Origin of the sequence: Novosphingobium sp., assembly GCF_027486195.1 — a bacterium.
Classification (GTDB): domain Bacteria; phylum Pseudomonadota; class Alphaproteobacteria; order Sphingomonadales; family Sphingomonadaceae; genus Novosphingobium.
The window spans coordinates 59068-83925 of sequence record NZ_JAIXPP010000030.1 but is presented as its reverse complement, the minus strand read 5'-3'; the positions used below and the strand labels follow the sequence as shown (position 1 = coordinate 83925).

Sequence of the window (24858 nt, the reverse complement as noted above, 5' to 3'; positions counted from 1 at the left end):
CAGGAGCACTACGAGACCGCCCGCCGCGTCCAGGAAACCCTGCAGAAGTACAAGTCGCTGCAGGACATCATCGCCATTCTCGGCATGGACGAGCTTTCGGAAGAAGATAAGCTGATCGTGGCGCGCGCGCGCAAGATCCAGCGCTTCCTTTCGCAGCCGTTCCACGTGGCCGAAGTGTTCACCGGCATCTCGGGCAAGTTCGTGCAGGTCGAAGACACCGTCCGTTCGTTCAAGGCGGTGGTTGACGGCGAATACGATCACCTGCCGGAAAGCGCGTTCTACATGGTCGGCGGTATCGATGATGTGATCGCCAAGGCCAAGAAGATGGCTGACGAAGCCTGATTGATCTTAAGCCCCTCCCGCATGCGGGAGGGGTTTGGGGTGGGCCTAGCGCTTCACCCCGGCCCACCCCCGACCCCACCCGCATGCGGGAGGGGAGTAGAGGTTCAAAATGTCGCTCCACTTCGAACTCGTTACCCCGGCCCGCCTCGTCCGTTCGGAAGAGGTGTTCATGGTCGAAGTCCCCGGCTCCGAAGGCAACTTCGGCGTGCTGGAAGGCCATGCGCCGTTCATGTCGACGATCCAGGACGGCGCGCTGCGGGTCTATCGCAGCGCGGGCGCGGCGCCCGAGGACATCCGCATCACCGGCGGCTTCGCCGAAGTGAGCGAGAAGGGCCTGACTGTGCTGGCCGAGCACGTCGAGGGCTGATTTCAGCTTGCCGCGGTTTGCCAAGGGGCCGGTCCGTTTGGGCCGGCCTTTTGCGTTTGGGGGGACGCCCCACCTGTTCGTCATTGCGAGTGTAGCGAAGCAATCCAGAGCCGGCGTGCATGACGCTCTGGATTGCTTCGTCGCTGCGCTCCTCGCAATGACGAGGTGGGAGAATTTGATAAACTGCAGTTCAGCTTTTCGCGGCCCGCCCCTCCCCCCGTCGGGGGAGGCTGGGTGGTGGCGCGCGGCGCTTGCCGGAGAGGCTGGTTACCCCTCCCCAACCCCTCCCCGAACGGGGCGGGGCTTTCAGGTCGCGAACTTTTTTCGCTATTTCACATAACTGAACTTTTCAGCCTGATGAAATTCAGGCATGGCGAATCCGTAATCGCATTCCGGGAGAGCCTTGCCATGACCCAGTCCCTTGAATCCGTGATCGCCGGCCAGAGCGATCTCGTCCACTTCCTGCGCAACCAGCAGGTTGGCCCCAACGTTTATCCCGGCGTGCCGGCGGAGTATTCCAACTGGCGCGCCGAGCAGTGGGCCTGGGGACACACCGCAGTGCTCTACAACCAGTCGTACCACATGGTCGATCTGGCGGTTAAGGGCCCGGACGCCTTCGCCATGCTCGAGCATCTCGGCATCAACTCGTTCAAGAACTTCCAGCCCGAGCGCGCCAAGCAGTTCGTGCCGGTGACGCCCGATGGCTACGTGATCGGCGACGTGATCCTGTTCTATCTCGACGAGAACCACTTCAACCTCGTCGGCCGCGCGCCGACGATCGAGTGGGTGGAATACCATGCCGCGACCGGCAACTGGAACGTGACCGTGGAGCGCGACGAGCGCTGGGCGATGCGCACCGACGGGAAGCGCAATTCCTACCGCTTCCAGGTGCAGGGCCCCAATGCGATGAAGATCATCGAGAAGGCCATCGGCGCGACACCGCCCGAGCTCAAGTTCTTCCACATGTGCCGCCTGACCATCGGCGGCAAGGAAGTGCGCGCGCTGCGCCACGGCATGGCGGGGCAGCCGGGTTTCGAGCTGTTCGGCCCCTGGGGAGATTATGGCGCGGTGCATGCGACGCTGGTCGAGGCGGGCAAGGAATTCGGCATGGCACTGGTGGGCGGCCGGGCCTATTCGTCCAACACGCTGGAATCGGGCTGGATCCCCTCCCCCTTCCCCGCGATCTACACCGGCGAGGCGCTGGCCCCCTATCGCGCGTGGCTGACAGCCAATTCCTATGAGTCGAAGTGCTCGATCGGCGGAAGCTGGGTGCCCGAGACGGTCGAGGGTTACTACACCACGCCGTGGGATCTGGGTTACGGGCCGTTCGTGAAGTTCGACCACGAGTTCATCGGCCGCGCCGCGCTCGAGAAGATGGCGGCGGCGGGAGGCCACCGCACCAAGGTGACGCTGGCGCTCGACAACGAGGACGTGATGCGCGTGCAATCCTCCGCGCTTTCGCAGGGCGAGCGCGCGAAGTTCATGGAGTATCCGAGTTCGGTCTATTCGATGCACCCGTTTGATCAGGTGCTGAGCGGCGGCAAGCAGGTCGGGCTTTCGACCTGGATCGGCTACACCGCGAACGAGGGCAAGTTCCTGACGCTCGCCATGATGGAGCCGGGCTTTGCGGAGCCGGGCACTGAAGTGACGCTGCTGTGGGGCGAGCCTGACGGCGGCACTTCGAAGCCCACCGTGGAGCCGCACGTGCAGACCGAGATCAAGGCGGTTGTCTCGCCGGTGCCTTATGTGGCGGCGGCGCGCGACAACTATGCGGAAGGGTGGCGCACGCGGAAGGCCTGAGCATTCAGGATTTCTCGCAGAGACGCTGAGGGAAAGAAGGACGCAGAGAAGACAGAGCAAAGGCGGCTGCGCCGCAGGCTTTCTTCCTTCTCTGCGCTCTTCCCCTTTCTCCTCCGCGTCTCTGCGAGAACCCTCTTCCTGCCCAGCAGCACGCACAAATTTAGTTTGTACTACTAACATTATCTGGCAGAATGTCCGCAACGAAAACACGCGAGGATGCCATGGCCGCCAACAATACGATCACCTTCTATGACCTGGCGCTGAGCACGGGGGCGACGATCAGTCCGTTTGTGTGGGCGACCAAATATGCGCTGAAACACAAGGGCTTCGATATGGATGTGGTGCCCGGCGGGTTCACCGGCATTCTGGAACGCACCGGCGGCAAGACCGAGCGGCTGCCCGCGATTGTCGACGATGGGGAATGGGTGCTCGATAGCTGGGGGATCGTGGAATACCTCGACGCGAAGTATCCGGATCGCCCTGCGCTGATCCCGCATCCTTCAGTCGCGGCGACGCTAAAGGCGCTCGATCACTGGTTCTGGAATGCCGCCGTCGGCCCGTGGATGTTCTGCTTCTGCGCGGACTACCGCGATCTTTCGCTGCCGCAGGACCACGAATATGTGACCCATAGCCGCGAGAAGATGTTGGGGCGCAAGCTGGAAGAGGTACAGGCCGGGCGCGAGGAGCGGCTGCCGAAGATCTCCGCCGCGCTGGAGCCGCTGCGCGCCGCGCTGGGGCAGAGCCTGTGGCTGGGCGGGGATACTCCCAACTATGCGGATTACCGCATTCTGGGCGGCATTCTGTTCACCGCATCGGTGTGCAAGACGCCGGTGCTCGCCGAGGATGATCCGCTGCGAGGCTGGATCGAGCGGTGCCTTGATCTCTTCGGCGGTCTGGGGCGGCATCCGGGGCTGTTTCCGCTGTTCGGTCTTGCGCAGCCGGAGGAGGGGCCGGACTTGTTCAACCGCGCGGCGGGGCAAGGCGGGATCTACAAGCGGAATACCGGGCCTGCTTCAACGAGTGCGGAAACGCAGCGGATTACGGCTGGGATGAAGAAGTAGGGGCCCCTCCGACCCGCTTCGCGGGCCACCTCCCCATTTGTGCTTCGCAAAAATGGGGAGGACCTAGGAAAGGGCCCCTGCGGCGCGCATCAGTGCTGCCCGCACACGGGCCTCCAGCGCGGCATCGAAACGGACGGCGGGGATGGCGACGCTGAAGGCGCCGACGAAGGCGCCGTCGATCCGCGCAGGGACCGCAGTACCGACGATGCCGACGGTGGCTTCCTCGCGCGCGACGGCCATGCCGTCTCCCGCGATGCGTGCGATATCGGCGCGCAGATCGGCCTCGCTGGTACGGGTGGCGGGGGTGAACGCGGCGCGGGTGGTTTCGGCGAAGTAGCGGGCGCGCTCGGCTTCGGACAGTGCAGCGAGGATCACCTTGCCCGCCGCCAGCGCATGGAGCGGCCGCTGCGTGCCCGGATCGACGGCATAGCGCAGCGCCTGATCGCTCGCCTCGGTGACGAGCGCCTCAACCTCCCAGCCGCGCTGGACCATGAACGAGGCAGTCTCGTTGAGCTCTCCCTTCAAGGCGCGAACGAGCGGGGCGACGCGGTCTGCCAGCGGGAGCGCATCGGGGGCGGCGCGCAGCCGGTCGAGGCCGGGGCCGGGCAGATAGCGCCGCCCTTGTCGCACCAGATAGCCGCGATCGGCCAGCGTGGTGAGGAGATAGGACAGGCTGCTCACGGGGATGCCGAGCGCGCCGGCGATTTCCTGCGCCACCACGCCCTGCCGGTGCGCGACGACAAACTCGATCACATCGAGCGTGCGCAGCGCGGACTTGACCGGAGGGGCGGCGGGGGATGTGGCCATCAGGGCGCGAAGGTAAGCGATCCGCGCCGTTCGGCAAAGCGCCAGCCTTCGGCTGTGCGCACAAACCTGTCGTGGAACGAACCCACGAGCGGGGCGGCAGCGCCTGTGAACAGCAGCATCGCGCTGACGCCGCTGGCCCTATCCGCGCTTTCGACGGTGATGACAACATTGCTGCACACATGGCGCGTGGTGCGCGCCGGACGTGACTTGAAGGCCGCAAGGATCGCCTCGCGCCCGTGGATCGGCGCATCGGGCGCGGTGGGGCGGACCATTACGCCATCCTCGGCATAGAGCGCCGCCACCTCATCCCAGCGCGCCTCGTCGTTGAGGTTGGCGTAGAGCGCGATAAGGCGGGCGCAGTCATGTTCCGCCGCGCGGCGCTCCTCCTCCGTCATACCCGCGCCGCCGCGATATCCGCACCCTCGCGCAAGTTGCGCAGCTTGCGCCAGGTGACGATGGGATCGATCTTGCCGTAGCCCGCGAATGTGCCGAAGCCGCAATCGGTGCTGCCGACGACCCGATCCGGCCCGACAATGGCGGCAAAGCGTTCGATGCGCTGGGCAATCAGCTCGGGATGTTCGATGTAGTTCGAGCAGGTGTCGATCACGCCGGGGGCGAGGATCTTGTCGGAGGGCAGCTTGGCGTCTTTCCACACCTTCCATTCGTGCTCATGACGCGGGTTGGCGGCTTCGAACAGCACGGTCGAAGGGCGCGCCTTCAGCACGATATCGATCACGCGCTCCAAGGGAATGTCGTGATCGTGCGGGCCTTCGTAGTTGCCCCAGCACACGTGCATCCGCATCCGCTCGGGCGGAATATTGGCAGTGGCAGCATTGAGCGCCTCGACGTTGGCGGCGGCGATCTTGAGGAAGTCTTCCTCGCTCATGTCCTGATAGCCGGTGTGGCGGCTCATGGCGAGATCGGGGCAATCGAGCTGAAGGTAGAAGCCGGCGTTCACGATCGTCTCGTATTCCTCGCGCATGGCATCGGCGAGATCGGCGAGATAGGCCTCGTGGCTGGGATAGTGGCGGTTGACCTGGAAGGCGGTGATGAGGCCGGGCGAAGCGGCGTTCATGAAGGCCTCGGTATCCGGCCCCGCATGCATGTCGAGCGCGGCGCGGAAGCGGCGGATATCATCGTGGAGCGGCTGGAGCGAGACGAGCCGGACATCGCCGATGCACGAGGCGCGGACGAATTCCTGGCTGCCCATGATGGCCGAGAGCTTCTTGGCAAGGTTGGGCACTTCGGCAAGGTCTGCCGCCGGCTTGCGATCGATATGGCCGCCGAAACCGGAGAGGCGCTCGATCATGTAGGTCGAGTAGCCGACCTTGCCGAGTTCGCCATCGGAGACGACCGAAACGCCGGCCTCCACCTGCGCCTTGACCGCGGCATCGACGGCAGCGGCAACGGCGGTATCGAAGGCCTGCGCATCATAGGCCTCGCCCTTGTCACGCGCGAGGAGCAGCGGGGTGAGTTCATCGCCGCGCGGCAGGCTACCGACGTGAGTTGTCTTGATCTTGGCCATCACACCGCTCTCCATTTCATATCCATGAACTTTTCATAGTGAATGGAGCGGGCGTGGCAAGCCTGAGCTGCGCCGGAAAAGCAGCTTTTGCGCGGGCAATCAGCGCTTGGCGGCGGCGACAAGTTCGGGATCGGACAAGGCCTGCCGGACCAGCGCCGCGTAGAGCGCGTTGTACTGGACAAACGCCTCGTCGATGGCGAGCGCGCCGATGATGCTCGAATGCCACTTCGTCTCGGCCCGGTAGTCCTTGGCGAAGATGGGCTGGCCGCCGCGCGAGAGCGTGATCCTTGCGCCGAGTGAGCCGCCGCCGTTCTTGATATCCTCGCTCGCGCGGCTTTCGGTGAGCACGCCGCTGAGCTGGAGCGGAGCGGCTGGATCGAGCTTGCCCGCCGCTTTCAGCTCCGTCTCGAACGTGGCGCCGAGGAATTCGGCAAAGTTGCGGCCCTTGGGTGGGTGGAGGATGCCGAGCCGGATCGATATGCTGTGGCCAACGTCCTTCGAGGCCGGCGCGAACGGGCCCAAGGCCATCGCCGGCACGTTCTGGTTGCGCAGAATGCGAATGGTTTCGAGCGAGGGTGGAAGCTCGACCACGGGCGCGGAACAGCCGCCAAGGCAGGCCGTGGCAGCCGCGATCAGCGCCAGCCGGCGCAGGCCGGCCCCGCACATCCGTTCAGCGCGGGAAGGCGGGATCGGCGACAATGTTGTTCACGCCGCGTGCAAGGACCTGACGGACCAGCACTTTTACCGCCTCGTCTGCGTTCTTGTACTCGGTGCCGGGCACCTCCACATCCTTCTTGCCGTACTTGGCGTAAAGCTCGTGCTTCACTTCGGTGTGGATCGGTGCGGCACCTGTGGCCGGCACATAATCGATGCTGACGACGTAGTGATCCACAGCCAGCACACCGCCGAACAGGCCAAAGCCGAGGCCAGCCCCGAAGGCCTGCTTCTTGGTCTTGTCGAGCTCTTCCTTGATCACGAGGTTGTTGAACTTGATGCTGATGATCGCGCCATTGGCGGTCGGCGCGTTGGTCACCTCGCTGAAGGCCCCGGTTCCCTTGAGGTCTTCCATCGCCCAGGGCGTGACGACCTTGGTCGCCTTGGCATTGGGTTTGCCATCGCGCTGAAATTCGAAAATCACCTGCACGGGCTGCGGCGCAGCGGGCGTGACTTTCTCTTCGGGCTTCACCTCACCCAGCGCGTTCGCCACGTAGAACTTCATCGCCTGCGCGGCCTGCGGCAGCGCGCCAAGCAGGCAGGCCAGTGCCGCCACGGCCATGAACTTCGCCCAATGCCTGCGCGGCAGGCGCGTCCGAATTGCCATCAGGTATTCCCCCCATCGTGTTGTCGGATGGCAGGGTATCACCGGTCCGCGCTCGCTCAAGATGTTTTGGCACCGTCTTGGCAAAACGATCAGCCGCGCTCCTCGCCGGGGCGGCGGCCGGTCATGCGCAAGTAGAAGCGCGAGAAGTAGGACGGATCGTCGAAGCCGAGTTCGCCCGCAACCTGCGTGGCGGTGGCGTTGGTGTAGCGCAGCAGGCGCTGGGCCTCCAGCGCGAGGCGGCGGTGGATCAGGTCCATCGGCGAGCAGCCGAGCTGCGCCGCGGTGAGGCGCGAGAGCGTGCGGCGAGTGAGACCGAGCGATGCGGCGTAGAAATCCAGATCGCGGTGCTGGCGGTAGTGCAGCTCGATCAGCTGGCGAAAGCGGGTGAGGCGCTGGTCGTCGCGCGGGGCCTCCCCCGCCCCGCCCTGATCGCGGCCCAGCGTGCGGATCAGGCTTTCGGCGAGCGCGAGGAACAGGGGGTCCTGCTGCTGCCATTCCTGCTGCAGCGCCAGCATCTCGCGCGCGAGCCATAGCGCGCGGGCGGCCGCTTCGGCCGAGAGCGGCGCGATCCCGCCGCGCGCGAGCATGGCGAGCAGCGGATCTGCGGCCCCGGCTGCGCGTGTGGAAAAGTCGGTGGACAAGGTGAGGACAAACCCGCGCGTGCCCTGACGGAAGCGGAAGCCATGGACCGCAGCGGCGGGGACGATGACCCGGCCCGGCGCCTCCAGATCGGTGGTATCGCCTTCGAGCGTGACGCTGGCGTGTCCCTCCTCTACCAGAAGGACCTGCGCGAAGTGATCGTGGCGATGAATGCCTATTTCCCAATCGTGGAGCGCACTGCGCTCTGCAATCGTCTCGATATGGGCGAAGCCGCCGGCAGCTGCGGCATGTCCTTCACCATAGAGCGCATAGCGGGGGATCGCCTCAGACATGTCCCGAAAGTACCACGTGTTTGTCCTTGCCCTGTCTTTCGTTCATTCGCCCCGCCTGTCAAATGACGAAATGTGATCCGCCATGGGAGCGGGCGGTTCGGGAGACACGATCATGCACACTCAGGTCGCCATCATCGGCGCGGGCCCCGCAGGCCTTCTGCTTGGCCATCTGCTGAAGACCGAGGGCATCGACTGCGTGCTGATCGAACGGCAGCGGCCGGACTACGTCCTTTCGCGCATCCGCGCCGGGGTGCTCGAGCAGGTGACCGTGGGGTTGATGGAGCGGCTGGGGCTCGATGCGCGGCTGAAGGCCGAGGGGCTGGTGGAGGAAGGCTTCAATCTGGCAGACGGCGAGCGGCTTATCCGCATCGACGTGGCAAAGTTCACCGGCAAGACCGTGACCGTCTATGGCCAGACCGAGATCACGCGCGACCTGATGGAGGCAGCGCCCGGGCGCGGGCTTGAGATGGTCTACGGCGCCGAGGACGTGGCGCTGCACGATATCGAAAGCGATGCGCCTTCCGTCACCTTCCGCCGCGATGGCCGCGAGGAGCGGCTGACCGCGCGCTTCATCGCCGGGTGCGACGGGTTCCACGGCCCCTCGCGCAAGGCAATCCCGGCTGCTGTCGGGCGCGAATACGAGCGGGTCTATCCGTTCGGCTGGCTGGGCATCCTCGCCGATGTGCCGCCGTGCAATCACGAGCTGATCTATGCCAACCACGAGCGCGGCTTCGCGCTTGCCTCAATGCGCAGCATGACGCGCAGCCGCTACTACATCGATGTGCCGCTGACCGAGCGGATCGAGGACTGGAGCGATAACCGGCTGTGGGATGAGCTCGCGGTGCGGCTGGGGCCTGAGGCAGCGGCGAATATGGCGCGGGGGCCTGCGATCGAGAAGTCCATCGCCCCCTTGCGCTCCTATGTGTTCGAGCCGATGCGCCACGGCAGCTTGCTGCTCTGCGGGGACGCGGCGCATATCGTGCCGCCGACCGGCGCGAAGGGGCTGAACCTGGCGGCGAGCGATGTCCATTATGCCGCAGAGGCCCTGTGCGGATATTTCAAGCGCGCGGACAACGATGCGGTGGCGGCCTATTCGGCGCGCGCGCTGGCGCGGGTGTGGAAGTGCGAGCGGTTCAGCTGGTCGCTGACCAAACTGATGCACCGCTTTCCCGAGGATGGCCCGTTCGAACGCGCGATGCAGGTGGCCGAGCTAGACTACATCGCTTCGAGCGATGCCGCGCAGGCGAGCATTGCCGAAAACTACGTGGGGCTGCCGGTCTGACCTTCGCAGGTTGAGCGGGCGCTGTCATATCGTCATGGAGCCGTCACACTAAGGCGACAAAGAACCGGACCGGGCCACTTGCCCGAACATGTGGAAACCGGTTCCGATGCGGCAGATCGACATTCTCCTCACCGAATTGCTCCCTGGCGGCCATGACAGCTTTGTCCATGGCGATCTGCGCGTCGTGTTTCATCGCTGGAACTGGATGGCGCCGCTGCCGCTGCTGGATGGCAGCCCCTGGGCGTTCATCGGCTGGCTGCTGCCCGAACTGTCCGGACTGGAATTGTGCCGCCGCCTGCGCTGCGATTCGCAGACCGAGGCGGCGCATATCACGCTCGTGCTGGAAGAGGACGATGCCGATGCGAAGCGCCGCGCGCTGCGTGCCGGGGCGGACGACTACATTCTCGGCCCGATCGACCGCGGTGCGGTGCTCGACCGGGTGCTTTCAGTGCAACTGCCCGAGCGCGAGGCCCCTGCCCGCGCGCTGCGGCTGGGCGATCTCGCGCTGGACCTGACGGCGCTGCAGGCGCGCTGGCGCGAAAAGCCGGTGCCGCTGATGCCCAATGAGCTGCGCCTGCTGCGCTATCTGATGGAACAGCCCGGCCACGTCTTCAGCCGCGCGCAGCTGATCGGGGCGCTGGGCAAGAAGGACCAGCCGATCGACGAACGCACTGTCGATGCCTGGGTCAGCCGCCTGCGCCGTGCCCTGCGCGAGGCAGGCGCGGGCTATCCGCTGCGCACGGTGCGTTCACTGGGATACGTGCTGGACCGGCCCTAGGCTCTGACGGCCTAATACTGACCTGCTTTCCGTCACCCCGTGCTTGACACGGGGTTGGGCTTTTCTTCCGGCGTGCCAGCAGCAAAGAAAAGCCAAGCCCCGTGTCAAGCACGGGGCGACGAGTTGGTGATACGCGGAAGTGTCGCGCACCCTCTCCCCTGAAGGGGAGAGGGCTTTCCTGGTAGCAGTGCTGCCTTAAAGATCGTGACCGACCTTGATGCCGAACACTTGCGGCTTGATCGGGTAGAACCGCCGTCCGGCACCGCAGATCGACGGCGTGCAGACCGTGTTGATGCTGAGGATGCCGCGCTTGTCGAACGCGTTCTCGATGAAGGCCGAGACATCGAAGCCCGAGACCTTGGCACCCAGCGAGAAGTCGAACGTCTCGAACCCGGTGGTCCGGCCGAGCAGGTTTGCCTCGTTCGTGGTGAGATAGGAGCGCGTGCCCGACTGGTGGTTGAGCGTGCCCTGGACGAAAGCCTTGGCCGAGCCCAGATCGAATTCGTAGCGCGCGGTCATGTTGCCCTTGAACTTGGGCTGGATCGGCAGCGGCGTGCCCTTGGGCGCGGCGACCACACCGAGGGTGCAGTCCGGGTTGCCGTTGGCATCGAACGAGCAGAAATCGGTGGTGAGCTTGCCATCGATCAGCGCGCCCGAACCTGACAGGTTGAACCCGCCAAGGCGCAGGTTGAAGTCCATCTCCGCGCCGTACACGCGGGCATCACCCGCGTTGTAGATGTTGGTGACGCCAAACGAGCCGACCGGGCTGAGGCCGTACTGCAGGTTCTTCCACTTTTCGTAGAACAGCGCGGCGTTGAGGCGGAACTTGCGATCGAACCACGCGGTCTTGAAGCCGAGTTCGTAGTTGGCCAGCGTATCGGCGACATACGGGTTCACGTTCGGGCGGCGGTTGTTGCCGCCGGGGCGATAGCCGGTCGAGTAGGTCGCGTAGACGAGGTGGTCAGGATCGAACTTGTAAGTGAGGTTGACGCGGTGCGTCTCGCCGCTCTGCTTCGCCTGACGGTCGAAGTTGTTGCAGACGCGGTCGTCAGCGACGACGGGCACGCAGTTGCCGGCGGTGATGCCCGACTTGAAGCCCGAGAAGCCGATGAAGGTGTTGTTGACCTTGAACACGCGGATACCCGCTGCCAGCGTGAGCTGCGGGGTGATATCGAACGAACCATCGGCGAACGCGGCATAGTCGCGGTCAACGCGGTAGGCGCGGGTGGCGAAGAGGTCGTCACCCGCCTTGGGCACAGCCGGCGAGTTGGGAATGCCGGCGAGACCATTGATGTAATAGTCCGCCACGATGCGGTCGGTCTGGCGCTGGTAGAACACGCCAGCGACGAGCTTGTAGCGCTCCCCGGTGGGTGAGCTGATGCGCAGTTCGTGGCTCTGCTTGGTGTACTCGTCGTGGTTGTGGACCTGCTGCGTCGGATCGAGGAAGCCGCCGTCCGCAGTCGCGAAATAGGTGTAGAAGCCGCCCTGGAACTGGTCGTAGGCGACCGAGTATTCCGAATAGTCGGCCTTGTTCTCGACCCGGCGATCGAAGTAGCCGCCCGCGTAGGTGAGGTCCCAGTTGCCGATCTTGCCGTTGATGGTCATCGTCGCGAGCGCCCAGGCATCGCGGTTGTAGCTTGGCCCGAAATCGGTAACCTTGAGATCGCCGTAGCGCGGATCGAACAGGAACGAGCCGCGCGTCGTCTGGTGCTGATAGAGCACCGAGGGCTGGATGGTCCAGTTGTCGTCAAGATCGACCTTGAGGGCGGCACGGCCGCCGGCGGTATCGGTCTTGTTGACGTTGTCCTTGACGAACTTCGCGTTGTTGACGGTGACGTTGGTGTCCGGATTGTCGTCACCCAGCGTGAAGGTGCGGCTACCCGGAATGCTGTCGATATAGCCGCCATCGTGCTGGTAGAAGGCCATGACGCGCAGTGCCGCGCGGTCGCTCAGCGGGATGTTGACGAAGCCTTCGACGCTGCCGCCGCCGGTGCCCTTGCCGACCTTGTTGCCCGAAACGTCGATGCGGCCGGAGAAGCCCTTGGTGTCAGGCTTGTTGGGAATGATGCGCAGCGTGCCGGCAAGCGAGCTCGAGCCGAACAGCGTGCCCTGCGGACCCGAAAGCGCCTCGACCCGGGCGATATCGTAGACGTGGAGGTCGACCGCGCCGGCAATCGTGGTGACGGGGACTTCGTCGACATAGAGCGCGGCGGTGGGCTGCGAACCGCCGTGGAGGCCGTCGCCGCCGCTGGTGATGCCGCGGAAGGAAAGTTGCGTCTGGCCGGGGCCGAACGACTGGAAGCTGACGCTGGGGAGCACCTTCGCGTAGTCGTCGAAGCTGGCGATGTTGAGCTGGTCGAGCTTCTGCGTGCCGAGCGCCTGGATCGAGATCGGCACGTTCTGAAGGTTCTCGCTGCGCTTCTGCGCGGTCACGATGATTTCGGTGCCATCGGATGCGGCGGTGGCTTCGCCGGCGGCCTGAGGGGCGGCCTGAGGGGCGGTCTGTGCTAGGGCCACGGGTGCCGCGAACGCTGCGGTCGCCATGAGAATGCTGCGCGAAACGCGCGAGTAAGCCGTCTTCATATTATTTTCCCACCTCTTTGGTCCCCCGGGACGGCAAAGACCGTGGTCTGACTTGGCGATAATTTCAACAGTGTTTCAGCGATGTTGCGCCATGCCCCGGCATGCGTGACCGATTTGCAACGTAATATTGCCCGCGCCAGCTACGCCCCCTCACCACCCTTGCGGGGCAGCGGGATAGGCGGCCAGCACCTCACCCAGCGCGGACTTGAGCGGATCGAGGAACGGTTCGAACGGCTTCCAGGCTTCGGTGCCTTCGCGGAAGATCGGACGGCGGACCTGTTCGGAGCTGGGCGTGCGCACGGCGCGCTCCGTTTCGTAGAAGGCGAGGCAGGCGGGCTCGAACGGAAGTCCGCAGGCATCCAGCAGCGCGCGCACTTCGGCCTCGGTATCGTCGACCATGCGTTCGTAGATCACGCGGTGGACCGCGCCCGGCATGACGCGATCGAGATGGGCCATGAGGCGGACATAGTCGCGGTAGTACGTGCCCATGTCCTCCAGCGAATAGGAAAAGCCCTGCCCCCGCGCGAAGTGCTGCTTGAAGTTGGAGAAGCAGCACGAAAGCGGGTGGCGGCGCGCGTCGATGATCTTCGCGTTCGGCAGGATCAGGCGGATGAAGGCGGCGTGGAGCCAGTTGTTCGGCAGCTTGTCGATGAACAGCGGACGCGCGGTGTGGCGCTGGACGCGGGTGCGTTCGAGGTATTGCTCGCCAAGGTCCCTGAGCTGTGCGGGATCGATCGCGGCAAGGTCGTGCGGGTAATTCTCGAGCGTGCGGGCGAGGATGCCGATATCCGGCAGTTCGCTGGTGCCTTCGACCTGGCTGTGGCTGGAGAGGATCTGCTCGATCAGCGTGGAGCCCGCGCGCGGCATGCCGAGAACGAAGATCGGATCGGGCGCGGGGCAACCGGCACCGGCATGGCGCGCGAAGAGATCGGGTGTGGCGACCGCGATGGCGGCATCGACGGCGGCGGTGGTGTCCGCCGCCTTGTAGGCGAGGCGCTTCTTCCTGAGCGCGTTTCCGGCGGCATAGTGCGTGAAGGCGGCATCAGGCTCCGCGCGGTCCTCGTGCGCCTTGCCGAGCGCGAAATCGAGGTGCCAGCGATCTTCCGGGCTGATCTTCTCGTCAGCCAGCGCGGCGCGCATGGCGGCCATGTCCTCGTCGCTGAAGCGCACGGTCTTGAGGTTGGCGAGGCTCCACCACACTTCGCCGAGGCCCGGCTGGATCGCGAGCGCGCGGCGATAGGCAGCCACGCCTTCGTCCAGCCGCCCGACGGTCTTGAGCAAGTGGCCGTAGCTCATCCAGACCTTCGGCTGGTTGGGCGCTTCCGCCAGCACGCGGGCATAGAGCGCGAGCGCCTCGTCAAACTCGCCGATGCGGCCATAGGCGGCGGCCTGCAAGTTGGCGTTGCCGAGATTGTCGGGATCCTCGGTGGTGACCTGCGCCAGTTCCTCGAGCGCTTCGGTCACACGTTCGGTGCGATAGAGCACGAGCGCGAGATTGGCGCGCGCGGCCGTGAAATCGGGGGCGAGTTCGATGGCACGGCGCAGCAGGTTCTCCGCATCCTGATAGCGGCCGATGCGCCCGGCAAGTTCCGCGAACAGGCGGATCGCGCGAACATCGAACGGGTTTTCCTTGAGCAGCGCGCGCAGCAAGGGCTCGGCCTCGTGCAGCACATTGGCGTTCATCGCCATGGCGGCCCGGACGAGGCGGGGATCGTAGCTGCGGACGTGTTCAGGGGGGCTGGCCATTGTGCGCGCAACAAACACGCGTGACGCGGCGCGATCAAGCGTTAGTCTGCAAAATTCGGTTGGCCAGCGCAGTGCGGGCCGCTCTGGATTGCTTCGCTTCGCTCGCAATGACGAAGTGGGGGACGAAGGGGGGATCGGGAAGGATCAGTAACTTCATGACGGCAAAGCCCCGCGGCCTCAATTTCTGGATGGTGCTCGCGCTGTGCGTGGGCAACATGGTCGGCTCCGGCATCTATCTGCTGCCTTCCACACTGGCACCCTTGGGCACGAACCAGTTGCTCGGCTGGATGGTGACGATTGCCGGAGCGACCTGCCTTGCCGCCGCTTTTGCGCGGATGGGGGCGCGGCTGCCGGGGTCTGGCGGGCCTTATGCTTATGTGCAGGCGGCGTTTGGGCCTTTTGCGGGGTTCATCGCGGCGTGGAGCTATTGGGTTCTGCTGTGGAGCGGCAACGGCGCGATTGCCGTGGCGGTCGTCAGCAATCTCAGCCTTGTCGTGCCGTGGATCGGCAAGACTCCCGGCGTGCCTGCCCTGCTTGCCGTGGCCTGTGTGTGGGGAATGACCGCGATCAACATCCGCGGCGTGCGCGCGGCAGGCGCGTTTTCGGTAGTGACGACAGCGCTCAAGCTGCTGCCGCTGGTGCTGCTGATCGGCCTTGCGCTGTGGTTTGCCGCAAGCGGGACGCCGCGCGTGGTGCAGCCGCCCGTCTCCATCGCGCCGGGGGCGATTGCGACAGCAGCGGGGCTGACGTTCTGGGGCTTCCTTGGTCTTGAATCCGCGACCGTCCCTGCCGGCAAAGTGGAGAATGCGGCGCGTGTGGTGCCGCTCGCCACGATCATCGGCGTGCTGCTGACGGGGGCGGTCTATTTCGGGATCAGCCTGGCGTTCTGGGCCTATATGCCGGCAGCCGAGGCGGCGGCTTCCCCGGCCCCGGTGGCGGATTTCCTTGGCCGGACGTTTGGCGGGAACATGGCTTCGGTGGTGGCGGTATTTGCTGCGATCAGCGCGTTCGGCACGCTCAACGGGTTTATCCTGCTGCAGGGCGAAATGCCGCAGGCGATGGCGCGCGGCGGGGTCTTTCCGCAGTGGTTCGCGGCTGACGGAAAGCGTGGGACGCCGGTGCGCGCGCACGTGGTCTCCTCGGCTCTGCTGAGCGCGGTGACCTTGCTCAACTATGGTCGGGGCCTTGGCGACCTCTTCCAGTTCATCGCCTCGGTGAGCCTGGCGGCGGGGATGCTGGCCTATTTCATGAGCATGCTGGCGGCGATTCGCCTGCTGCCGCAGGAGCGCGGGCTGATCGTGATGGCGCTGGGCGGCGCGGCGTTCATCGGCTGGGCAACCTGGGGCCTGGGCGCGAGCGCGGTGGGCTACGGGCTGGGGCTCGTGCTGGCGGGCGTGCCGGTGTACCTCGCGGTGCGGCGGGGGCAGGAGCTGGCGGCGGCATGAAAGCGCGGTGGTGGAAGCGGTTGTGGCTGCGCTATCTCTACTATTTCAAACAGCACTGGATCATAGCAGGCACGATCACGCTGTGGGCCCTTTGGCTCATCGTGCAACTGGGCATCCAGTTGCTGCCGGTGGTGCTGGAGTTTCTGGTTGAGTTCGTGATGTCGTTGATCGCAGCGGTCTAGGCGGCTGACGGGCGCGCTTGGTGGCCGGTCCACGCCGAGCGCGCCATGACGGCGGCGGCATAGTAGACCACGCCGATCACCAGCCAGCGCAGCATGGCAACGTCCATGTTCTTGACCACGAAGGCAGCGACAAGGACCGCCGGCAGGCCGCCGAGGATGATGCCGGTGACGACCTTGAGGTCGATCTCGCCGATGCGGATGTGGCTGATGCTCGCCCCGGCGCCGGCGATGGCCGCGCTGCCCGCCATGACCGGGAACGCATAGCGCGGGTCCATGCCCATCAGGCTGAACATGATCAGCGTGGGCGCATAGTTGCCGATGCCGAAATTGACGAGCACGCCGAGCGTGAAATTGACCGCGAAGGCCAGCAGCATCAGCGGAAATGGCAAGGTGGAGGCGCTGCCGCCGCCCGGCATGAGGTGGAGGTTGATGGCGAGGAAGATCGTCGCCGCAATGACAAGTCCGAGCGCGACGGTGAGCTGCACCAGCCAGACCGCAGCGCGGGTGACCAGCTGCGCTCCGAGCAGGGCACCCGCGAGCAAGGACAGGATGCAACCGACGAGGAGCACCGGATCGACGTCTGCGCCGAGCAGCAGCAGGAAGATGATCCCCTGCATGATCGAAGGCCCGGTATGCCCCACCAGCAAGGTGCTGGGGATCAGCTTGTCGGGCAAGAGATGGCGGAACTTCACCCATGCCGTGGAGGGCGCGAACGAGCCGATGCCGAGCGTATCGAAGAAATTGGTAACCGCACCGAGCAGCGCGGCTTCGGCGCCGGGCACGATGCGCTGGGCAATCGCGGCACGCAGCAGCACGAACAGATAGAAAAGGGCGGTCAGCCCGAGCAAAACCAGAAGCGCCGCCAGCATATCGTCTTCCCCCTGCCCCGAAGGCGCGAGGCTAGACGAATGTGGCGGCGCTGCAATGGCTTGGCATCATTCACTTCGCGCGGTGGAGGACCTTCCACAGCGTGCCGCGATCGCGGATGATTTCTGCCGCAGCGTTGTGGCCCGACGCGCCGGTGACGCCGCCGCCGGGGTGGGTGCCGCTGCCGCACATGTAGAGGCCCTTGATCGGCGAGCGATAATCACCGTGGCCGAGCACGGGGCGCGCGGCCCAGAGCTGATCGAGCCCCATGTTGCCGTGGAAGATATCGCCGCCGATCAGGCCGAACTTGCGCTCCAGATCGAGCGGCGAGTGGATCTGCCGCGCGATGACCGCGTTCTTGAAGTTGGGCGCGTGGTCGTTGACCGTGTCGATGATGAGGTCCGCCACCTTCTCGCGCACGTCGTCCCAGCTCTGGCCGTCTTTCAGCTCGGGCGAGAACTGCTGGCAGAACAGGCTGGCGATGTGCTGGCCCGGAGGGGCGAGGCTGTCGTCGATGGTGGTGGGCAGCTTGATCTCGATGATCGGCTTCTTCGACCAGCCGAACTGCTGCGCATCGATGAAGGCCTGGTCCATGTAGTCCATGCCCGGCGCGATGATGATGCCGGCGGTGTGGTGCTCGGCCTTTTCCTTGCCCGGAAGCACGGTGAAATCGGGAAGCTCTGACAGCGCGACGTTCATGCGGAACGTGCCCGAGCCGGTCTTGTAGTTCTTGATGCGGCGGTTGAAATCGGCGTCGAGGTCGCTGCTGTCGACCAGCTGGCGATAGAGCAGCGCGGGGCCGACGTTGGCAGCGATGGTGGGCGCATAGAGCTCCTCGCCGCTTTCGAGCTTCACGCCCTCCGCCTTGCCGTTGTTGACGAGGACCTTCGAAACCGGAGATTCGAGGCTGATTTCCACGCCATATTCGGCGCAGGCGCGGGCCATGGCCTGCGTGATCGCGCCCATACCGCCGACCGAATGCCCCCACGCGCCGAACTTGCCGTTCACTTCGCCGAACACGTGGTGCAGCAGCACATAGGCCGAGCCGGGGGTGGAAACGCCCGCGTAGTTGCCGACGACGGCATCGAAGCCGAACGCGGTTTTCACATAGTCGTTTTCGAACCAGCCATCGAGGAAATCGCGCGCGGACTTGGTGAAGATATCGAGCAGATCGCGCTGCACATCGAGGCCGAGGCCCGCAATCGGCCAGCCTTGCTGCGCCGCCGAGAGCAGCGAGCGGACGCCGCCGCCGACATTGGGCGGCGTTTTCAGCGCGATATCGCGCAGCACCCCAGCGACCTTTTCCAGCGCCGCGTCATAGTGCTGGTAGGCCTCGGCGTCCTTCTTGCTGAAGCGCGCGAACTCCGCCTCGGTGCGGCCTGCGCCGCCGCCGAGCTTGAGGTAGTCGTTCTCGAACGGGAAAAAGTTGCTGATCGTGCGCTCGATGATGCGGAAGCCACGCTCGTGCAGCTTCATGTCCGCGATCACCTTGGGGCGCAGCAGGCTGACGGTGTAGCTGGCGGTCGAATTGCGGAAGCCGGGGTGGAATTCCTCGGTCACGCAGGCGCCGCCGACGATGTCGCGCCGTTCGAGCACGCGGACCTTCATGCCGGCGCGGGCAAGATAGAAGGCGCAGGTGAGGCCATTGTGGCCGCCGCCGATAATGATCGCGTCGTAGCGATTGGACATGCGATTACTCCCGTTATTCAATGTTATGCTCTCTCCCCTTAAGGGGAGAGATACGAAGGCTTGCGAGCTTGCTCGCTAGCCGGAGTTGAGAGGGGAGTGGGGCGTTTGTTCCCTTCTCCCAACCCTCTCCCCTGAAGGGGGGAAGGCTATTCAAGCCTTCGACCACCCCGCCGGCGGAGCCTTGTGCAGCCTTGCCTCAGGGGTCAGCGCGCGGATCTTGCGGGCGAAGCTGCGCAGGCAGACCTCGCTCTTGCCGATGGGGCCGGCGCCGTAGGTTTGCGAATGCATGCCCTGTTGGACGCGCTCGATCAGCCAGGTGTCTTCCTTGTTGACCACGCGGTTGATCCGCCAGTTGGCATAGCGGACCAGCTTCATCGTGCGGCTTTGGTCTGGCAGCGCATAGGCCATTTCGCGCAGCAGGCAGGTGGTGGGGCTGATCGGCAGCCACTGCATGAAATCGATCTGATCGGCGTAGATATCGAAGGCAATGTTGGGCCAGAGCTTGAAGTAGAGCCAGCGGCGCTGGCTTTCCTCGGGCAAGTGCTCCGCGCGCGGCAGGTGGGCCTGATAGAAGCGTTCCCAGAACAGGCTTGAGGGCCTGTCGACCAGATCGCCCTTCAAGCGGTCCACCCAATCATCCGCCTCGATCTGGTAGGACTTGCCGAAGATGCGCGTGAGGCCGTCGTGCGCCACAGGGATGTGGAGGTTATCGGAATAGTTGTCGCCGACGTTCTTCCAGTTCACCTCGCGCGGGCGCAGGCGCATGGTGCCCATCGGCTGCATGTCCTCGAACCGGTAGGGCGCGATTTCAGCCTCGTGCGGGGCCATCATTGCGCTGGGCGTGGGGAACACGCCGGGCTTGAGGCAGACCCAGACGAAACCGCGCCAAATTTCGAGCGCGACGGGGGCGAGGCCGTTTTCTTCAAGCTTCAGAGCGGGATAATCGGACTTCATCGGAACGCCGGTGAGGCGCCCGTCCGTCTCGTAGACCCAGGCGTGGTAGGGGCAGACGAGCTTCTTGGCGCAGCCTGCAGTGCCTTCGACCAGCCGCATCGCGCGGTGGCGGCACACGTTGGTGAAGGCGCGCACTTCGCCATCATCGCCGCGGAGCACGATCACGCTCTCACCGATGTAGTCGATGGTGCGCCAATCGCCCGGGTTAGGGATCTCGTTCACATGGCACACGATCTGCCAGGAAGGGCGGATCACCCGCTCCATCTCGAGCGCGTGATATTCGGGATCGGTGTAGAGCCAGCCGGGCAGGCTCCAGTCCGCATCAGGATCGTGCTCGCTGGCGGAAAGCGCCGGAAACGCAGACTGGTGGCCCATACCGAATCTCCAAGGGGGTCAATAAAATGCTTGTTGGACGATCGTACAACAACGATTAGGATACGCAAGATGAAAGCGCCCTCCCCGCATCAGCCCGCCTTCCGCCGGACCCGCCCCGACGCGCGGCGGCTCGCGCTGATCGAGGCCTGCGCGCGGGTGATGGCGCGCGGCGGCGCAGCCGGGGTGAGCGTGCGCGCGATCGCGGTGGAAGCGGGCGTTTCGCCCGGCCTGGTCAGCCATTATTTTTCAGGAATCGAAGCGCTTGTTGCGGCGACTTACGCCCATGTCGAAGGGGCTGTGGGCGAGACGCTGGACCATGCGGTGGAGGCGGCAGGGCCCGATCCGCGCGCGCGGCTCGATGCGTTCGTGACGACGACTTTCGCACCGGCAATTGCCGATCCGCAGCTGCTGGCCACCTGGATCGCGTTCTGGAGCCTCGTCACCGCGCGGCCCGCCATCGCCGCGCAGCACGACGAGCAATATGCCGGATCGCGCGCGCGGCTGGAGGCGCTGCTCGGCGCTTGCGGCGTGCCTGCAACCGAGCGGCGGCGCGCGGCCATTGCGGTGAGCGCGCTGCTCGACGGGCTGTGGCTGGAGCTGTGCCTTTCGCCCGGCTGCTTCAGCGCCGAGGAAGCGGGCGATATTGCGCGCCGCTTCCTCGATACCCTTATTTCGCCAGATCGGTGAGCAGGCTCAGGTAGTAAGTCACGCCGGGGCGGATGTTTTCCAGCCGCACGCGTTCGTTGAGGCCGTGGGAGAATTCCTCGCTGTCCTTGGTGAACAGCGGGCTGGCACCATAAGCGGGAATGCCCAGCCGGCGGAAATACATGCTGTCGCTCGCACCGGAGCTTTGCGAAGGGACCACGGCGATGTCCTTGCCCCAGGCCTTGCGGATCGCCTTGGTCGAAGCGGTGACAAAATCCGCGCGCATGGGCGAAGCATCGGTTTCGAACGAGCCTTCGGTCACGTCGATGATCTTCACTTCGGGCATGGCGATCACGCGCGCGAGCTCGTTCTGGATCTCGACGAGGGTGTGGCCGGGGAAGATGCGGCAGTTGATGAAGGCCGCCGCACGCTGCGGCAGCGCGTTGAGCGCGTGGCCGGCATCGGCCATGGTGGGCACGCAAGTGGTGCCGACCTTGCCGACCGTGGCCGGATTGGCGCGCAGCACGGCGATAGCGTTCTCGTCGGCGATGTTCGCGGCAAAGGCGCGCATTGCGGCGGCGATCTTCGGATCGGGTTCGAACGCGGCGGCCTGCGCGAAATAGCCTTTGGTCAAGGCGTTCTGTTCGGCGGGGAACTTGTAGGCCCCCACCTTGACCAGCGCCTGCGCGAGCTGAACGATGGCGTTTTCCGGGCGCGGGGCTGAGCTGTGGCCACCCGGGTTGGTGACTTCGAGCTTGAAATCGCCGTAAGTCTTCTCCGCGCCGTCCCACGACCAGTAGATCGGCTTGCCGGTCTCCTCATCCAGCTTGCCGCCGCCGGCATCGGCATTGATCACCAGTTCGGCGTTCTTGAGCTTTTCGGAGAGCAGGCCGGTGGTCTTCATCACCGTTTCCTCGTCACCCGAAAATTCGATGACGATGCTGCGGCGCGGCTTGAAGCCGGAGCGGCGCAGTTCGATCAGCGAGGACAGCGCGACGGCGCCGTTGAACTTCATGTCGGTCGCGCCGCGGCCATAGAGCACGCCATCTTCGACCACCGGGGTGAAGGGATCGCGCTGCCAGTCCGCAGGCTTGGCCTCGACCACGTCCATGTGGCCAGAGATAACCAGCGGCTTCAACTTGGGATCGCTGCCCTGCCAGGTGGCGATGATGTAGGCGGTATCGTCCACCGGCGTGATCTCGATATCCGTCGCTGCCCAGCCGCCCGCAATCAGCGCCTGCTTGTAGAGATTGGCAACGTCGATCGTGCGGTTGTTCTCCCCGCGCACCGAGCGGATGGCGATGGATTTCGTTGCCAGATCGAGCACTTGCGCTTCGGCAGCGGGATAGCCGGCAGGCGCGGCGGCCAGCACAGGCAGCGGGGCGAGCGCGAGGATGGAAGCGAGATGGAAACGAAACTTGGTCATGGGGTGGCAGGCTCCTGATGCGGAGCCTTGCTGGCGGGGTATGGATGCGTGCGCAAGATGTTTTCTTGAGCTTGGCGCGGTCTGAGCGGGGAGTGCAACGGCGCGCGCTACTCCCAGACCTTCGTCATTGCGAGCGCAGCGAAGCAATCCAGAGCGTCAATGCAAAACCGCTCTGGATTGCTTCGTCGCTTCGCTCCTCGCAATGACGAGGTTTGGGACGAGGTTTGGGACGAGGTTTGGGGTTTGGTTCGGTTCGGTAGTTTGGGGCGGGCTATACCGCCCCTGCACTCAGCCCTTCACCTTGGTCACGTCGAAAGTTTCCAGCCCCGGCTTGAAGCTCTTCTCGTCGAGGAACTGGCGGGTGGCTTCCTTGCGCGCGGCGGCGCCGCCGAAGCTGTGGAGGGCTTCCTGCGCGCGGATCTGGTATTCGAGGCCGTTGTCGTAGGTCATGTCGACCATGCGGCGCATCGTCCACTTGGTCGCGCGCAGGGCGTGGCTGTCCTTCTTTTTCAGCACGTTGGCGATCTCGAGCACGCGTTCGCGCAGCTTTTCAGCCGGAACGGCCTCGGTGACGAGCCCCTGTTCCTCGGCCTGCTTGCCGGTGAGGTTTTCGCCCATCATCGCGTGGTACATGGCCTTGCGGAAGGGCATGAGTTCCTGCGCGACCTTGGATGCGCCGCCGCCGGGGAGGATGCCCCAGTTGATTTCAGACAGGCCGAACTGCGCGTCTTCGCTGGCAATCGCGATGTCGCAGCCAAACAGCGGGCCATAGCCGCCACCGAAGCACCAGCCGTTGATCATCGCGATCGTTGGCTTCTCATACCAGCGCAGCCGTTCGAACCAGCCGTAGCTTTCGCGCTGCGACTTGCGGATCGCGCCGAGGCCGAGCGCCTCGGTCTCGCGGAAGTATTCCTTGAGGTCCATGCCGGCAGTCCATGCCTCGCCTTCGCCGGTGAGCACGAGCACGCGCACGTCGTCGCGGAATTCGAGTTCTTCCAGCACCGCCTTCATGCGGCGGTTGAGCTTCGGGCTCATGCAATTGCGCTTCTCCGGCCGATTGAAGGCCACCCATGCGATGCCATCGTCGACGCAGAAGGCAACGGTGTCTTCCTCGGCGCGGTCCGGCTTGGGGGCAATCGGGGTCTGGTCGGTCACGGCGGGTCCTCTCGAGTGTAGCAGGTCAAGTGAATATGGGCTTGTGGGTTATACCCTATAACACTTCACGAGTCGGTGCAATGTGAGCCTGTCGAGAGGTGGGGAAGCATGAATTCGGGCCTACGAGGTGGTTACAACCGCAACGGACGCAAAACCTGCACCAAAGGACAGGATGGATGCACTAAACCCTGTGAACGATCACTGCATACGAATGCAGCAATTGATAATAATGCAAAATTCCCCCTCTGAAATCGCTTGAAACGGCACTTTTCCGTGCCTGAATTGCAATTATTGCAACTGCTACCCCGCGTTTCGCACTTGCGAAGACTCGGGGTGGGGCGCACTAAGAACACGCCTTTCAGGCATCCTCTCCCAAACTTTCAAGGGCCACCTGGCAACGGGTGGCCCCTTTTTTTGGTCTGGTTCCGAGAGAGTGTGCGGGCCGCCTGCTACATTCATCTGGCTCCTCCCTCCAGACTTCGTCATTCCCGCGCAGGCGGGAACCCAGAGCCGCAAACGCCGCGCCAGCCTATCTGGTTTCCCGCCTCCGCGGGAATGACGAGGTGGGGAGAGTTTAAGCGTTGGGCAGGATCACCGTGCGCCCGATCACGCGGCGTTCGCGCATGGCGAGGTAGGCCTCGCGCCAATCGGCCAGCGGCACGGCTGAATGTACATGCGGGCGGATGCGGCCCTCGCCTGCCAGCCCCAGGATCGCGGCCATGTCTTCCGCGCCGCGCGACGGAAAGCGGCGACCATATTCGCCCGCACGCACGCCGACGACCGAGAAGCCCTTGATCAGCGGAATGTTGGTGCGCACCTCGGCGATGCGTCCGCCGGCAAAGCCCACGACGAGCAGGCGGCCGCCGAATGCGGTGTAGCGGCAGGCCTCATCGAACACATCGCCGCCAACCGGATCGTAGACGAGATCTGCGCCGCGCCCGCCGGTCAGTTCAAGGATCTGCTCGCGCAGGCCGGTGGGGCCGGCGAGCACATGATCGGGCGTATAGAGGCGCTGGATCGCCTCGCGCTTTTCCGCGCTGGAGGCGACCGCGATAACCGTTAGGCCAAGCGCCTTGCCGAGGTCGACGGCGGCGAGCCCGACCCCGCCCGCAGCGCCGTGGACCACCAGAGCCTCGCCCGGCTGGGCCTGACCGATGCGCGCGATGGCAGTGTAGGCGGTGATATAAGCGGCGCGCAGCGATGCGCCTTCGGCATAGGACAGGCCAGCGGGCAGTGGCAGCAGCGCGGCATCGGCAAAGACGCCGTATTGCACCACGGCGCCCGTCAAGGTCGCGACGATCACCTTGTCGCCCACCGCCCAGCGGCTGCCCTCGCCCACCGCGACGACTTCACCAGCGGCTTCCATACCGGGCACGAAAGGCAGCGCAGGCTTGGCCTGATAGAGCCCCTCGGTCATCAGTAGATCGGGAAAGCCGAGTGAGGCGGCTTCGATGCGGACCAGCGCCTGCCCCGCCCCCGGCTGCGGCACGGGCCGCTCGGCAAGGCCGACGCCGGCGAGATCGGGGGCCAGCGCGGACACTTCGAGGACGCGCATTACGGAGGGCAGCATGGTCAT

Annotated in this window: 22 protein-coding genes and 1 pseudogene; 9 read left to right on the top strand and 14 right to left on the bottom strand. The window is 65.0% G+C overall.

From position 1 onward, the window contains the following. From Q0071_RS06570 to Q0071_RS06555, 4 genes and pseudogenes are all read left to right on the top strand, one after another. Positions 1–342, top strand: a pseudogene (locus tag Q0071_RS06570) (F0F1 ATP synthase subunit beta); the annotation flags it as partial. A gap of 109 nt (positions 343–451) precedes the next feature. Continuing rightward, positions 452–709: an ATP synthase F1 subunit epsilon gene (locus Q0071_RS06565; RefSeq protein ID WP_298166540.1), complete on the top strand. Its 258-nt coding sequence runs from the start codon at positions 452–454 to the stop codon at positions 707–709. Between the two features lie 408 nt (positions 710–1117). Further along, a complete protein-coding gene (locus tag Q0071_RS06560; RefSeq protein ID WP_298166539.1) occupies positions 1118–2509 on the top strand; it encodes an aminomethyl transferase family protein in 1392 nt (463 codons plus the stop codon). A gap of 221 nt (positions 2510–2730) precedes the next feature. Continuing rightward, positions 2731–3570 carry a beta-etherase gene (locus Q0071_RS06555; RefSeq protein ID WP_298166538.1) on the top strand — a complete coding sequence of 280 codons (840 nt, stop codon included), beginning with the start codon at positions 2731–2733 and terminating at the stop codon, positions 3568–3570. Between the two features lie 63 nt (positions 3571–3633). On the opposite strand, the gene Q0071_RS06550 is transcribed toward Q0071_RS06555, so the two are convergent. From Q0071_RS06550 to Q0071_RS06525, 6 genes are all read right to left on the bottom strand, one after another. After that, on the bottom strand, positions 3634–4377 hold the full coding sequence (locus tag Q0071_RS06550; protein ID WP_298166537.1) for an IclR family transcriptional regulator: 744 nt from the start codon (positions 4375–4377) through the stop codon (positions 3634–3636). Then, positions 4377–4772, bottom strand: a complete 396-nt coding sequence (locus Q0071_RS06545; protein WP_298166536.1) for a nuclear transport factor 2 family protein — start codon at positions 4770–4772, stop codon at positions 4377–4379. The genes Q0071_RS06550 and Q0071_RS06545 overlap by 1 nt, the downstream gene beginning before the upstream one ends. After that, positions 4769–5902: a cobalamin-independent methionine synthase II family protein gene (locus tag Q0071_RS06540; RefSeq protein WP_298166535.1), complete on the bottom strand. Its 1134-nt coding sequence runs from the start codon at positions 5900–5902 to the stop codon at positions 4769–4771. Before Q0071_RS06540 ends, Q0071_RS06545 begins: the two co-directional genes overlap by 4 nt. A gap of 99 nt (positions 5903–6001) precedes the next feature. After that, a complete protein-coding gene (locus Q0071_RS06535) occupies positions 6002–6601 on the bottom strand; it encodes a hypothetical protein (RefSeq protein ID WP_298166534.1) in 600 nt (199 codons plus the stop codon). Beyond that, entirely contained in the window at positions 6573–7223 is a 651-nt protein-coding gene (locus Q0071_RS06530; RefSeq protein ID WP_298166533.1) for a hypothetical protein, read from the bottom strand. The genes Q0071_RS06535 and Q0071_RS06530 overlap by 29 nt, the downstream gene beginning before the upstream one ends. Positions 7224–7312: 89 nt before the next feature. After that, on the bottom strand, positions 7313–8155 hold the full coding sequence (locus Q0071_RS06525) for a helix-turn-helix domain-containing protein (protein ID WP_298166532.1): 843 nt from the start codon (positions 8153–8155) through the stop codon (positions 7313–7315). A 112-nt stretch (positions 8156–8267) separates the two neighbouring features. Here Q0071_RS06525 and pobA point away from each other — a divergent pair, with 112 nt between their 5' ends. Further along, a complete protein-coding gene (gene pobA / locus Q0071_RS06520; RefSeq protein ID WP_298166531.1) occupies positions 8268–9437 on the top strand; it encodes a 4-hydroxybenzoate 3-monooxygenase in 1170 nt (389 codons plus the stop codon). A gap of 106 nt (positions 9438–9543) precedes the next feature. Continuing rightward, positions 9544–10215 (top strand): response regulator transcription factor, encoded by a 672-nt coding sequence (locus Q0071_RS06515; protein ID WP_298166545.1) that lies wholly within the window; start codon positions 9544–9546, stop codon positions 10213–10215. 195 nt (positions 10216–10410) lie between these two features. On the opposite strand, the gene Q0071_RS06510 is transcribed toward Q0071_RS06515, so the two are convergent. Next, positions 10411–12798 carry a TonB-dependent receptor gene (locus Q0071_RS06510; RefSeq protein ID WP_298166530.1) on the bottom strand — a complete coding sequence of 796 codons (2388 nt, stop codon included), beginning with the start codon at positions 12796–12798 and terminating at the stop codon, positions 10411–10413. A gap of 150 nt (positions 12799–12948) precedes the next feature. Next, positions 12949–14544, bottom strand: a complete 1596-nt coding sequence (locus Q0071_RS06505; protein WP_298166529.1) for a tetratricopeptide repeat-containing sulfotransferase family protein — start codon at positions 14542–14544, stop codon at positions 12949–12951. A gap of 155 nt (positions 14545–14699) precedes the next feature. Here Q0071_RS06505 and Q0071_RS06500 point away from each other — a divergent pair, with 155 nt between their 5' ends. Both Q0071_RS06500 and Q0071_RS06495 read left to right on the top strand, forming a co-directional pair. After that, positions 14700–15989, top strand: coding sequence for an amino acid permease (locus Q0071_RS06500; RefSeq protein WP_298166528.1), 1290 nt, complete (start codon positions 14700–14702; stop codon positions 15987–15989). Beyond that, entirely contained in the window at positions 15986–16171 is a 186-nt protein-coding gene (locus tag Q0071_RS06495; protein WP_298166526.1) for a hypothetical protein, read from the top strand. The genes Q0071_RS06500 and Q0071_RS06495 overlap by 4 nt, the downstream gene beginning before the upstream one ends. Here Q0071_RS06495 and Q0071_RS06490 read toward each other — a convergent pair. The 3 genes from Q0071_RS06490 to Q0071_RS06480 all read right to left on the bottom strand — a co-directional run bounded on the left by Q0071_RS06490 (position 16168) and on the right by Q0071_RS06480 (position 20056). Next, the gene (locus Q0071_RS06490; protein ID WP_298166524.1) at positions 16168–17040 is read right to left on the bottom strand and encodes a TSUP family transporter; all 873 of its coding nucleotides are present in this window, start codon (positions 17038–17040) and stop codon (positions 16168–16170) included. The genes Q0071_RS06495 and Q0071_RS06490 overlap by 4 nt on opposite strands. Before the next feature lie 70 nt (positions 17041–17110). Beyond that, entirely contained in the window at positions 17111–18727 is a 1617-nt protein-coding gene (locus Q0071_RS06485; protein WP_298166522.1) for an NAD(P)/FAD-dependent oxidoreductase, read from the bottom strand. A gap of 150 nt (positions 18728–18877) precedes the next feature. Then, positions 18878–20056, bottom strand: a complete 1179-nt coding sequence (locus Q0071_RS06480; protein WP_298166520.1) for an aromatic ring-hydroxylating dioxygenase subunit alpha — start codon at positions 20054–20056, stop codon at positions 18878–18880. Positions 20057–20125: 69 nt separating this feature from the next. Between Q0071_RS06480 and Q0071_RS06475 the strand changes: the two genes are divergently transcribed. Next, positions 20126–20743 (top strand): TetR family transcriptional regulator C-terminal domain-containing protein, encoded by a 618-nt coding sequence (locus Q0071_RS06475; protein ID WP_298166519.1) that lies wholly within the window; start codon positions 20126–20128, stop codon positions 20741–20743. On the opposite strand, the gene Q0071_RS06470 is transcribed toward Q0071_RS06475, so the two are convergent. The 3 genes from Q0071_RS06470 to Q0071_RS06460 all read right to left on the bottom strand — a co-directional run bounded on the left by Q0071_RS06470 (position 20724) and on the right by Q0071_RS06460 (position 24858). Next, complete coding sequence (locus tag Q0071_RS06470) at positions 20724–22127, bottom strand: M20/M25/M40 family metallo-hydrolase (protein WP_298166517.1); 1404 nt, start codon at positions 22125–22127, stop codon at positions 20724–20726. The genes Q0071_RS06475 and Q0071_RS06470 overlap by 20 nt on opposite strands. Positions 22128–22415: 288 nt before the next feature. Further along, positions 22416–23282, bottom strand: coding sequence for a p-hydroxycinnamoyl CoA hydratase/lyase (locus Q0071_RS06465; protein WP_298166515.1), 867 nt, complete (start codon positions 23280–23282; stop codon positions 22416–22418). Positions 23283–23856: 574 nt separating this feature from the next. Further along, on the bottom strand, positions 23857–24858 hold the full coding sequence (locus Q0071_RS06460; protein ID WP_366886159.1) for an NADPH:quinone oxidoreductase family protein: 1002 nt from the start codon (positions 24856–24858) through the stop codon (positions 23857–23859).